At 34.8% G+C, this 13,029-nt stretch carries 9 protein-coding genes; 7 read left to right on the top strand and 2 right to left on the bottom strand.

The genetic code is table 11. From position 1 onward, the window contains the following. Nucleotides 1-35: 35 nt before the first annotated feature. Together recG and ACJJVI_RS01560 are read left to right on the top strand one after the other, a co-directional pair. Nucleotides 36-2,141, top strand: coding sequence for an ATP-dependent DNA helicase RecG (gene recG, locus ACJJVI_RS01565; RefSeq protein ID WP_405349944.1), 2,106 nt, complete (start codon nucleotides 36-38; stop codon nucleotides 2,139-2,141). Between the two features lie 65 nt (nucleotides 2,142-2,206). After that, nucleotides 2,207-2,788 carry a porin family protein gene (locus ACJJVI_RS01560; RefSeq protein WP_042297232.1) on the top strand — a complete coding sequence of 194 codons (582 nt, stop codon included), beginning with the start codon at nucleotides 2,207-2,209 and terminating at the stop codon, nucleotides 2,786-2,788. A gap of 211 nt (nucleotides 2,789-2,999) precedes the next feature. Here ACJJVI_RS01560 and ACJJVI_RS01555 read toward each other — a convergent pair whose 3' ends face one another. Both ACJJVI_RS01555 and ACJJVI_RS01550 read right to left on the bottom strand, forming a co-directional pair. Further along, entirely contained in the window at nucleotides 3,000-3,644 is a 645-nt protein-coding gene (locus ACJJVI_RS01555) for a hypothetical protein (RefSeq protein ID WP_036585381.1), read from the bottom strand. Between the two features lie 3 nt (nucleotides 3,645-3,647). Further along, nucleotides 3,648-4,142: an RNA polymerase sigma factor gene (locus tag ACJJVI_RS01550; RefSeq protein ID WP_036584729.1), complete on the bottom strand. Its 495-nt coding sequence runs from the start codon at nucleotides 4,140-4,142 to the stop codon at nucleotides 3,648-3,650. A 194-nt stretch (nucleotides 4,143-4,336) separates the two neighbouring features. Between ACJJVI_RS01550 and lpdA the strand changes: the two genes are divergently transcribed. The 5 genes from lpdA to ACJJVI_RS01525 all read left to right on the top strand — a co-directional run bounded on the left by lpdA (nucleotide 4,337) and on the right by ACJJVI_RS01525 (nucleotide 12,853). Then, nucleotides 4,337-5,740: a dihydrolipoyl dehydrogenase gene (gene lpdA / locus ACJJVI_RS01545; protein ID WP_405349942.1), complete on the top strand. Its 1,404-nt coding sequence runs from the start codon at nucleotides 4,337-4,339 to the stop codon at nucleotides 5,738-5,740. A gap of 127 nt (nucleotides 5,741-5,867) precedes the next feature. Further along, on the top strand, nucleotides 5,868-8,105 hold the full coding sequence (locus ACJJVI_RS01540; protein ID WP_405349940.1) for a TonB-dependent receptor: 2,238 nt from the start codon (nucleotides 5,868-5,870) through the stop codon (nucleotides 8,103-8,105). A 54-nt stretch (nucleotides 8,106-8,159) separates the two neighbouring features. After that, the gene (locus tag ACJJVI_RS01535; protein WP_405349939.1) at nucleotides 8,160-9,479 is read left to right on the top strand and encodes an anthranilate synthase component I family protein; all 1,320 of its coding nucleotides are present in this window, start codon (nucleotides 8,160-8,162) and stop codon (nucleotides 9,477-9,479) included. A 9-nt stretch (nucleotides 9,480-9,488) separates the two neighbouring features. Then, nucleotides 9,489-10,820, top strand: coding sequence for a tRNA lysidine(34) synthetase TilS (gene tilS / locus ACJJVI_RS01530; RefSeq protein ID WP_405349937.1), 1,332 nt, complete (start codon nucleotides 9,489-9,491; stop codon nucleotides 10,818-10,820). Further along, nucleotides 10,817-12,853: a cytochrome c biogenesis protein CcdA gene (locus tag ACJJVI_RS01525; RefSeq protein WP_348021098.1), complete on the top strand. Its 2,037-nt coding sequence runs from the start codon at nucleotides 10,817-10,819 to the stop codon at nucleotides 12,851-12,853. The genes tilS and ACJJVI_RS01525 overlap by 4 nt, the downstream gene beginning before the upstream one ends. The last annotated feature ends 176 nt before the right edge of the window (nucleotides 12,854-13,029 follow it).

The following is a 13,029-nucleotide window of genomic DNA, read 5'->3' as shown; positions in this document are numbered from 1 at the left end:
TTAGGAAGGTTACTTTTGTATAAAACCGCTAAAGATTGCCCACTAATTTTCTGCATACACCGATAGATTATCTTAATGGAGTAGGACCAGCTCGTGCTAAGTTGTTGAAAGCAGAGTTGGGCATATCTACCTACGGCGATTTGGCAAATCTGTTTCCTAATCGATACATAGACAAGACTAAATATTATAAAATCAATGAACTGGTTCCAGACAGTGCACATGTTCAAATAGTTGGTAAAGTCACTCATCTTAAAACGATGGGCGATGGACGCAGCAGTAGATTAGTTGCCACCCTTATAGATAGTACAGGTAGTATGGAGCTAGTCTGGTTTAAAGGTCAAAAGTATTTTAAAGACAATTTAAAATTAAATGTGCCTTATGTCATTTATGGTAAGGTTTCAAAATATGGATCAAAATATAATATAGCTCATCCAGATGTAGAGTTATTAAAAGAACATCGATCACGACAGCAAAGTGCAATGACGCCCATATATCCATCTACAGAGCAACTGACTAAACGCAATGTGACTAATAAGATGATGGTGCGTATGATGCAACAACTTTTTAGTGAAGTACACAATTCTTTTACAGAAACACTATCAGAGCAAATTAGGTCTCAACATCAATTAGTAGATAAAAATACCGCCATGTATAATGCACATTTCCCTAAAAGTGCTGCATTGCTTCAACAGTCTATTTATAGATTAAAGTTTGAAGAGCTGTTTTTTATACAGATGGAGCTGCTATTGCAAAATCGGATTAGAAAAACTCGTATAAAAGGTTATGCATTTGAAAAGGTTGGAGAACGATTTAATGATTTTTATTCTAATCATTTGCCATTTGAGTTAACTGGTGCTCAAAAACGAGTTGTCAAAGAAATACGTGCAGATATGGGAACAGGTGCCCATATGAATCGTCTACTACAAGGTGATGTAGGTTCTGGAAAAACGATAGTTGCTGTTTTAACTTGTTTACTAGCTATAGATAATGGATTTCAAGCATGTATCATGGCACCTACAGAGATTTTAGCACAACAGCATTATCAAGGTGTTTCAGAATTATTAGAAAAAACAGGACTTAAAGTTTCATTACTTACCGGTTCTGTAAAAACTAAAGCACGTCGTGTAATCCATTCAGACCTAGAAGATGGTACTTTAAACATATTAATAGGTACACATGCACTTATAGAAGATAAGGTAGTTTTTAAAAACCTAGGTGTAGCGATTGTAGATGAGCAACACCGATTTGGTGTTGCGCAAAGAGCAAAGTTGTGGAAGAAAAACCACTTGCCACCTCATGTATTAGTAATGACTGCAACGCCTATACCTAGAACACTAGCGATGAGTCTTTATGGTGATTTAGACATATCTGTTATTGATGAGTTACCACCAGGAAGAAAAGAGATTAAAACGGTCCATAGATATGATAAGAATAGATTAGCTGTCTTTTCATTTTTAAAAGAAGAGATCACTAAAGGTCGACAAATCTATCTCGTATACCCATTAATTGAAGAATCTGAAACATTGGATTATAAAGACTTAATGGATGGTTATGAAAGTGTGGTAAGAGAATTTCCAACACCGCAATATCAAGTGAGTATCGTCCATGGTCGTATGAAGCCCGAAGACAAGGATTATGAGATGGAGCGTTTTGTAAAAGGCGAGACTCAAATTATGGTAGCCACTACGGTAATAGAAGTAGGAGTAAATGTGCCTAACGCTAGTGTTATGGTCATTGAAAGTGCAGAACGTTTTGGCCTTTCACAATTACATCAATTAAGAGGTAGAGTAGGTCGTGGTGCAGATCAAAGTTTCTGCATACTAATGACTAGTTATAAATTAAGTACCGAGGCTAAAACTCGAGTAGAAACCATGGTCGCAACCACAGATGGTTTTGAGATTGCAGAGGTGGACTTAAAACTACGTGGTCCTGGTGATATGATGGGAACGAGACAAAGTGGTGTACTCGCTTTAAGAGTTGCAGACATAGTTAAAGACAATGATATTCTGGCCGTTGCAAGAGAAACAGCAAAAGAATTGTTACAAAAAGACGCAACACTTGCATTACCAGAAAATACAAGTATTAAAAAAGTGCTTCAGTTTTTACAATCTAAAAAAGGATTGTGGAAGTACATAAGCTAAGTTTTAATTGTCTATTATTGTTTTTACTTATTTATTATATCTTTGAACAAACCAAAAACTTAACAATGAAGTCATTTTACATTTCTTTAGTCGCATTATTACTAGTGACAACAGCAGCACAAGCACAAGATTTTTCTTATGGAATTATGGGAGGTTACAACCTTTCTAAAGTAGATAACGCATTAGGCGGTGATTTTGCAGACAATAAATCAAATTACCATATTGGTCTTATTGCAGAGTTTCCTCAAGGGGATAAATGGTCATTTGAAGCAGCAGCATTTTACTCTGGTGAAGGTGAATCTTTAGATTTTAACGGTACTACTAGTACAATATACTTGAGATTTATCAACGTGCCAGTTCATTTCAAATATTACCTTACAGAAGGTTTTAGTTTACATGCAGGACCTCAAGTAGGTTTCTTGTTAAATGCAAAGCAGTCATTTGTTGAAGATGGAGATCGTGAAGATATTGAAGGTAAAGTGAACAGTTCTTTTGCTTTAACGGGTGGATTAGGTTATGACTTTGGTAATGGATTATTTATAAAAGGAACATTTGATTTAGGAATTACTGATCTTGTTGATAACGTAGATTTCTCAAATGATGAACGTACTAGAACAGGTCACTTATCAATAGGTTATAAGTTCTAATATACTTTTAGCATTATAAAAAAAAGCCTGTCTCTTATAGAGACAGGCTTTTTTGCGTTATGATCTAATTAGACCTTATTTATTACTAGAATGTTTTGATAAGTAATATTACGACTATGAATAATTTATTCATAGTCATAGGGAAAGATAGAGAACAACTAATTAGATATTAAAAGAATAGTGCGTTATCCTACATTTCTACAGTGATTCCCTATACTTCCATACGTTTTAACTCATCATAGTTAGCCTTTAAACGTTTTAAAAGAATACCATAAATAAGCATATAGATTAGGTAAATAAATCCTAAGAATATAATATAGATAACAGTAAGTATTAAAAAGGTTAAAACATAAAACATCGTTTCATGTCCATCCATCTTCCCGCTTTCCATTAATTCATTTATTAACGGGTGGTTATTGAGCATATAAACCGTTGTAATCATTCCAGAAATAAATCCACCTATAATATTATACCAGATATACCACTTCATGGTCTTTCTAGTTTTGATGATATTTTTCATCAAACTGCGCGTTGGTTGAGTAGCAGAAATATTCTTGTAGTTTTTGTAAAATAAGTATATGAAGTAAATGATAGCTATAATATGAATCGCCCATGATACCTTCATGAAATTTGAATTCATAAGCTCTCTAGTAAACTCATCAGGACTACCTAAAAAGGAGTAAAGGAAATTAATACTCGACATTACCGCAAACTCGATAATAGCGATGATCAATAACCACTTTACAATACTGGTAGATTTTTGTGCCAGCATTTTTTTAATATTATCTGCACTGACTTGTGGGTACTCTCTATTTTGAGTATTCCATTTTTCTTTAAGTATATCTAATTGATCCATCATTTATGGATTTATAATGTTAGTTAATTTTGTTTTCACTCGGTTCATTTTCACTCTTGCATTTACTTCGCTTATACCTAGTGTTTCTGATATTTCTTTATAATTTTTATCCTCGAGATATAAAAAAACGAGAGCCTTTTCAATATCATTAAGCTGTTTAACAGCTCCATATAAAAGAGTCAACTGTTCGGCAGTTTCATCATCTTCCTGCAAGTCTGTAATTTTAAATTGCACATTGTCATAGTCTGTAGTTTTAACGCGTCTAGTAGACTTACGATAAAGTGTAATAGCTGTATTTAAAGCCACACGATACATCCATGTAGAGAATTTTGCATCTCCTCTAAATTTTGGATAAGCCTTCCATAGCTGTATAGTTACTTCTTGAAAAAGATCGTTGTGAGCGTCTTGATCATTGGTATACAGCCTACATATCTTGTGGACTATATTCTGGTTTTCATCCAGTTGTTTTATAAATTCTGCTTCGAGTTGTTGACTCACGTTAATTGATTAGGTTATTCTATAAGTACCTTATAGATTGGTTATGTTACAGATTGCTGTGAAAATAATTGTTTTTGTGATTACGCTTTCGCGAAAGCGGACAAATAAGTACCCTAATTAATACTCAAAATTAAAGTCTATCCATCCAGCCTTTCTTATCTTTGAATCTTAATTGAAACCATTAAATTCTCATTATGAGTACATACGATGTAGCAATAATAGGATCAGGACCTGGAGGATATGTGGCAGCGATACGTTGCGCACAACTAGGTATGAAAACTGCGATTATTGAAAAATATAACACACTAGGAGGAACCTGTCTTAATGTAGGTTGTATACCTTCAAAAGCTTTACTAGATTCATCTCACCATTACGATGATGCGATGAAACATTTTGAAGATCACGGAATTGAAATTCCTGGCGATATCAAAATAAATTTTGAAAAGATGATAGCTCGTAAAGCACAGGTTGTAAAACAAACCTGTGATGGTGTTTCTTTTCTTATGAAGAAAAATAATATTGATGTATATACAGGGATGGGATCTTTTAAAGATGCTACTCACATCACTATTGATGGTGCTGATGGTAGTCAAATTATTGAAGCAAAAAACACCATTATTGCTACGGGATCAAAACCTGGTAGTTTACCATTTATAACGTTAGATAAAGAAAGAGTTATAACATCTACTGAGGCGCTAACTCTTAAAGAGATTCCTAAGCATATGATCGTTATAGGAGGTGGAGTTATAGGACTAGAGCTAGGTCAGGTATACCGCAGACTAGGTGCTGAGGTCACTGTGATTGAGTATATGGATCGTATTACTCCTGTAATGGATAAAATGCTTTCTAAAGAGTTGATGAAAGTTCTTAAAAAGCAAAAGATTAAATTCCATTTATCTCATGCTGTAAATAAGGTAGAGCGCAACGGAGATGAGGTAACGGTAACTGCAAAAAATAAAAAAGGTGAAGAGGTTACATTTACTGGTGATTATTGTCTAGTATCTGTAGGTAGAAGACCTTACACCGATAAATTAAATGCTACCGCTGCAGGAGTTAAAATTAATGAACGCGGACAGGTAGAGACCAATGAACATTTACAGACTAATGTTTCAAACATATATGCAATAGGAGATGTGGTTAAAGGAGCGATGCTCGCACATAAGGCCGAGGAAGAAGGTGTTTTTGTAGCAGAAACTATCGCAGGTCAAAAACCTCACATTAATTATAACCTTATCCCTAATGTAATTTACACATGGCCAGAAGTGGCAAGTGTAGGTAAGACAGAAGAAGAACTGAAGGAAGCAGGAACTGCTATTAAAGTAGGTCAATTCCCTATGAGAGCTTTAGGTAGAGCTAGAGCAAGTGGTGACATAGACGGAATGGTTAAAATCATCGCAGATGAGAAGACTGATGAGGTACTAGGTGTTCACATGATAGGAGCTCGTGTTGCAGACTTAATTGCTGAGGCTGTGACGGCAATGGAATTCCGTGCTAGTGCAGAGGATATTGCACGTATGTCTCATGCACACCCTACATATGCAGAAGCTGTAAAAGAAGCAGCGCTAGCGGCTACTGCAGATAGAGCAATGCACGTATAGTAATATTATATTTTTTTATCCTAGAGCCGATTCATTTTTTGAATCGGCTTTATTTTAACATAATTTTTAAAACCGAGATAAAAGGTTCTATCGTAATTGATATAACTAACAACCATTTTATTTTCTCATGCAGTTCAATTCACGTTCACAATTAGTATTATTCCTATTTTTATTTTTAACAAGTATTACCGTATTTGCTCATTCTATAACAGGTTATGTAACCGATGAAAATGGGCGTCCTATTAAAGACCTTTATATTCTTCAAAAAGGAACAGAAAATCATACACATACAAATAGTCAAGGTTTTTTTAGTATTGATAATGTAGACGCTAATCAAACTTTATTATTTAGTCATGTAGGTTTTGAATCTAATGAGATTCTTATTGAGGATCCGTCATTAGTTTTACAAGTAATTATGACTTCGTCATCAGTAGATTTAGATGCGGTAGTGATAAGTAATGATGTAGATACATTTAATACACTAGCTTTATTAGATTTACAGATTAATCCTGTAAACTCTTCCCAAGAGATTTTACAAACCGTACCAGGATTGTTTATCGGTCAGCATGCTGGTGGAGGAAAGGCAGAGCAATTGTTTCTAAGAGGATTTGATATAGACCATGGTACAGACGTCGCTATAGGTGTAGATGGTATGCCTGTAAATATGGTATCTCATGCCCATGGACAAGGTTATGCAGATTTACATTTTCTGATACCAGAAACCATTAACTCTATTGATTATGGAAAAGGTAGCTATGATGCTAGCAAAGGTAATTTTGCTACAGCAGGACATGTAAACTTGAATACTAAAGAGTTTTTGCAACGCAACCTAATTCAAACAGAAATAGGAGATTTTAATTACCAACGTTTATTAAGTATGTTTAATGTTGTTGATAATTCAAATACAAGCGCCTATGTTGCCACAGAATACATCACTTTTGACGGGCCATTTGATAGTCCGCAAAATTTTGATCGATTTAATATCTTTTCTAAATTAAACCATAGAACAAAAACTGGTGGTGAATTTAATCTAACAGCATCATACTTTACAAGCGAATGGGATGCTAGTGGTCAGATTCCAGAACGTGCAGTAGCTAGTGGTTTAATTGGAAGATTCGGTGCTATTGATGATACTGAAGGAGGAAGCACCTCAAGAACTAATCTCAATTTGACCTACAACTTCAATTTAAGCGATACGGAACAGCTTAAAACACAAGCATATTATACTCATTATAATTTTGAGTTATTCTCTAATTTCACTTTTTTCTTAGAAGACCCTTTAAATGGTGATCAGATTAAACAACAAGAAAGTAGAGACATGGTAGGTATTAATGCTGTTTATAATAAAGAGTATGTCATTGGCGATAATAATCTCGATTGGTACACTGGTATTAGTTTACGTAATGATAGAACAGATGGAAGTTCATTAGCAAGAACCCTGAATAGAAGAACAACTTTAGAGCAAATACAATTAGGTGATATTAACGAGACCAATTCATCATTATGGACAGGTTTAGAATATACTACAGGTAATTTGAATATAGATGCTGGAATAAGATTAGAACATTTCAAATTTGTTTATCGCGATGGATTAGATAGCAGTTTTGATACTCTATCACAAGATGCTACAGCCTTATTACCTAAATTAAATTTAGCTTATCAGGCTGGTAGCAATTGGCAATTATATTTAAAAAATGGAATAGGTTTACATAGTAATGATACACGAGTTGTGATACAGAATGAAGCAGATAAAATCCTGCCTAAATCATATGGATCTGATTTAGGAACCATTTTCAAACCTACAAATCGTCTAGTTGTTAATACCGCTTTGTGGTACTTATACTTAGAACAAGAATTTGTTTATGTAGGAGACGCTGGTATTGTTGAACCTAGCGGGAAAACCGAGCGATATGGTTTTGATCTTGGATTGAACTATCAGCTTACAGATTACCTGTTTCTAGATACAAATCTTAATTATGCACATGCTAGAGCAATAGAAGAAGCTTCTGGTGAGGATTATATCCCATTAGCTCCAGAGTGGACTAGTACAGGTGGTTTAAGTCTTAAAAACTATAAAGGCTGGAATGCTTCATTAAGATACCGTTACATCGCAGATCGTGCTGCAAATGAAGATAATAGTATTATTGCAGAAGGTTATTTTGTAAATGAACTTAATTTAAACTATGACTTTAGCAAGCGTTTAAATGTAGGGTTTACAATCGAAAACTTATTTGATGTAGAGTGGAATGAAACACAATTTGCTACAGAAACAAGATTGCAAAACGAAACGGCATCTGTTGAAGAAATTCATTTTACACCAGGAACCCCATTTTTCATTAAAGGTAGATTAGTTTATTCTTTTTAATAGTTTGACGTCGATATTGTGGTATCATAGATAACTTCCAGTTATTTTTACCATGTGAGAAAAACGAGGGCAACATATCGCTATAAGTTAGACCAGTTAGCAACGATAAAAGATCAATTATTGAGTTTTTATCGTAATGATAAATACCTCATGTTTTTAGATAGTAATCATGGTGGTACCGGACACGATAGCTATAATTCCTTGTTAGCAGTAGGTTGCATAGACTCTTTGTCGACTGCATATGATGACGCGTTCTCTAAACTAGAAGATTTTTATAATGAATACAAAGATTGGATATTTGGCTATCTGGGATATGATTTAAAAAACGATTTAGAAGATTTAAAAAGTGAAAATTCAGATGGAACACAATTTCCAGATTTGTGTTTTTACGTGCCTGAGGTAATATTTGAACTAGAATCAGATCACCTGTTGATTCATAGTTATCACGCTAGTGAATTAGATATTAAGAAGTTGCTCGATAAAATTATGCAACATCAGATTCCAGCGCCCAAAACGGTATTGCGATTTGGGAAATTAACCGCCAAAGATTCTAAAGCAAATTATTTAATAAAAGCGCAAAATTTCTTAGATCACATTCATCGTGGAGACATCTATGAGGCTAATTTTTGTACAGAGTTTTATGCTGAAAATATTTCTTTAGATAGTTTAAAAGCATTTAAAGAATTAAATGATATCAGTGAGCCGCCATTTGCGGTTTATGCTAGACTGAATAATTATCACGTGATGAGTGCTAGTCCAGAACGTTATTTAAAAAAAGTAGGTTCACAACTTATATCGCAACCTATAAAAGGGACAGCAAAACGTTCACAGCTTTTAATAGAGGATGAAAATTTAAAAGTGCAATTGTTTAATGATCCTAAGGAACGATCTGAGAATGTCATGATTGTAGATTTAGTGCGTAATGATTTATCTAAAATCGCTAAAAAAGGCAGCGTTGATGTAGAAGAGTTGTATGGTATTTATAGCTTTAAGCAGGTACACCAAATGATCAGTACCGTTATTGCTACAGTAAAACCAGAACTTAACTTTATAGATGTCTTAAAAGCCACCTTTCCTATGGGAAGTATGACTGGTGCCCCTAAGATAAGCGCTATGAACATCATTGAAAAAAATGAATCTTTTAAAAGAGGTCTCTACAGTGGTGCTATAGGATACATAAAACCTGATGGCGATTTTGATTTCAATGTTGTCATACGCAGTATACTTTATAATTCAGAAAACAAATATCTTTCTTTCAGTGTAGGTAGTGCCATTACCGCAGCAGCACAACCAGAAAAAGAGTATGAAGAATGTCTCTTAAAAGCAAATGCAATGATTGAGGTTTTAAGCCATCAAGGAATTTCTTTTGATTAAATTTGTGATATGCTCATAGCGTTTCAAGAACATCTACACGACCATTTTTATAACCTTAAAGAAAAGCGATTATTAATAGCCATTAGTGGTGGTTTAGACAGTGTGGTACTGACACATTTACTATCTATTCTTGGTTATGATATAGCTCTTGCGCATTGCAACTTTCATCTTAGAAGCACAGAAAGCGATCAAGATGAACAATTTGTAAAACAACTAGCAGATAGTTTGAAAATTGATTGTCATGTTGCTCAATTTGATACACTAGACTATGCTCGTAAACGTGGTGTTTCTACTCAAATGGCTGCTAGAGAATTGCGATATAATTATTTTGATGATTTATGTGATAATCAAAACTATGATTATTTACTTACCGCTCATCACTTAGATGATCAGATTGAAACCTTTTTTATCAATCTTAATCGTGGCGCAGGTTTGAATGGCTTGCAAGGCATTCCACAATCTAATGGACGCGTTATAAGACCGTTATTACCTTTCTCTAGAGAACAGATTAAGAATTATGCCATTGATTCTCAGATTTCATGGCGAGAAGACTCTAGCAACAGTAGTAATAAATATCAGCGTAATCACTTACGTAACCAGATTTTACCTTTATTGCATGATGCTTTACCTTCTTTGAAGTCACATTTTGCGCAAACCCTAGTTTATTTAAAAGGCTCTCAGGACTTAGTAGATGATGCCGTGTCACGCTTTCGCGAAAGCGTAATTAATACGACACCTACAGGCATCAACATTAATGTTAGTCAACTTAAAACATTCAGTAATCCACAGGCTTATTTATATGAAGTGGTAAAGGCATATGGATTTTATAACATGAAAGTTGTTATGAATATAGTTAATGGGCAGTCCGGTAAAAGAATTGAATCAGATCAATTTGTCCTATTTAAGGATAGGGAACGAGTTGTTATTGAAGAGCTAAGATTATTAAGACCGATAGAATTAACTATTGATGATAAATCTGTTCAGTATCGTTTTTATGATTCAACCATCGATATAGAAGAGGTAAATGTGGTAGATGCTTTAAGTTATGTGAAAGAAAATCATGATAAAAATGTTCTGTTCTTAGATGCTGCGCTAGTAGATTACCCGCTAAAATTACGCAGTTGGATAATTGGAGATCGCATTAAACCATTGGGCATGAAGGGAAGTAAATTAGTAAGTAATGTATTAACTGATAGCAAAGTTTCTTTCATAGCTAAAGAAAAAATAGTAGTATTGACATGGGAAGATGAAATACTATGGATTGTAGGAATACGTTCTAGTAGACATGGCAAAGTAACTTCTTTAACTAACCGATTATTAAAAATAACTTATAAAATATGAGAAAGCTCTTTATAGCTTTAACAGCACTCATCAGTCTTCAACTTACAGCCCAAGTTGAAGACCCTACTGACTGGACTACCAGCGTTGAAAAGATTTCTGATACAGAATACATTTTAATCACAGAAGCTAATATAGAGCCAGGTTGGCATGTCTATTCTCAGGCTAAAGGTGAGAAAGATGAAGGTCCTGTGGCTACAGAGTTTAATTTTTTTGGTACAGAAGATTTTGAACTTGTCGGAATCAATAAAGAAACAGGTACTTATGCTGAGTATGTGGAAATTTGGGGAATGGATGTGTATCAATTTGCTAATTTTGCCAGATTTGAGCAAAAAATAGTTTTAAACAATCCTGACATAAAATATATTGCTGTTGAGGCCTATTTTATGGTTTGTGATGATACACAATGCCTGCCACCATCACCAGAGTCTTTAATCTTTAAACTCGATGAAAACGTAGATGTGGTTCCAGATGATATTATCAATGCCTTCTATGACGCAGGTGAAGAGCCGATAAAGGCAACTGGTCCAGAAGCGAGTTCTATAAAAAAAAAAGGAGATAAGCACGAGAAGAAAGATGTAGATAGTGATGAAGGTGACGAAGAAGAAAATAAGAGTCTATGGACCATTTTCTTGGGATGTCTTATCGCTGGTATATTGACACTTGCGACGCCATGTGTTTTTCCTATGATCCCTATGACGGTATCATTCTTTACAAAACAGGCTGGTGGTAAATTACAAGGTATTCTTTATGGCGTTTTTATCTTATTAATTTACGTATTATTCAGTCTTCCGTTCCACTTATTTGAATCGGTATCGCCAGATATTTTCAATGAGTTCAGTACTAATCCATGGTTGAACATCTTCTTCTTTGTGGTGTTCATCATTTTTGCGATAAGCTTTTTTGGTGCTTTTGAAATCACCATGCCTAATTCATTAATTAATAAAGTAGATAAAGCATCTAATGTTGGTGGACTCATTGGGGTCTTTTTTATGGCTCTTACTTTAGTTCTAGTTTCTTTTTCATGTACCGGACCAGTAATAGGAGCAGTACTAGGTAGTGTGCTATCTACTGATGGTGGAGCGACTGCATTAACGGCTGGAATGGCTGGATTTGGTTTTGGTCTGGGAATACCGTTTGCGTTATTTGCTATTTTTCCTAGTTGGATGAATTCGCTGCCTAAGTCAGGTGGATGGTTGAATACGGTAAAAGTGTTTTTAGGATTCTTAGAATTAGCTTTTGCATTTAAATTTCTTTCTAATGCAGACTTAGTGATGCAATGGCACTGGATTGAAAGAGAAATTTTTATCGCTATTTGGGTAGCTGTATTTGGTGCACTAGCACTTTATTTATTTGGTAAAATTAAATTGCCTCACGACGGACCAGATCAAAATATTTCTGTAGGTCGTATGTTGCTAGGTTTATGTTCTTTAGTGTTTTCATTATATCTATTGCCAGGTATATGGGGTGCTCCATTGAAGTTAATTAGTGGTTTCCCGCCACCATCGACATATAGTGAGTCACCTTATGGGGTAGGTTATAAAAAAGCCAGTGGAGCTACTGCAGCAGTAGAGTTGCCTGAGCATGCACATTTTGCAGTACATGATATTGTGGCGTTTGATGATTATGAAGAAGGATTAGCTTATGCTAAAAAAGTAAAAAAGCCAGTATTAATTGACTTTACAGGATGGGCATGTGTTAATTGTCGAAAAATGGAGGAAAGGGTATGGGCAGAACCACAAATATTAAGCATTCTTAAAAGAGATGTTGTTCTGGTGTCATTATATGTTGATGAGAAGAAAGCTTTGCCTAAAGAAGATCAATATACCTCTGACGTGACACAAAAGCGTATACGTAGTGTAGGTAATAAATGGAGTGATTTACAGATTAGCAGGTATCAAGTGAATGCACAGCCTTACTATGCACTTGTAGATGAAAATGGTAACGACCTTAAAGGAGTAGAACAGATTGGGTATACTCCAGATGTGGGCGAATATGAAAAATGGTTAAAAGAAGGAGTTAAGAAATATAAATAGATAGATTTACTTATCTATAATTTATAAAAAAAGCGGCTGTAAGCCGCTTTTTTTATGTTTAGCCATTAGCCATTAGCCATTAGCCATTAGCCATTAGCCATTAGCCATTAGCCATTAGCCATTAGCCATTAGCCATTAGCCATTAGCCATTAGCCATTAGCCATTAGCCATTAGCC

Origin of the sequence: Nonlabens sp. Asnod3-H03, assembly GCF_045063665.1 — a bacterium.
Taxonomy (GTDB): Bacteria; Bacteroidota; Bacteroidia; order Flavobacteriales; family Flavobacteriaceae; genus Nonlabens; species Nonlabens ulvanivorans.
The sequence above is the reverse complement of the archived record's forward strand: the minus strand, read 5'-3'. Positions and strand labels throughout refer to the sequence as shown.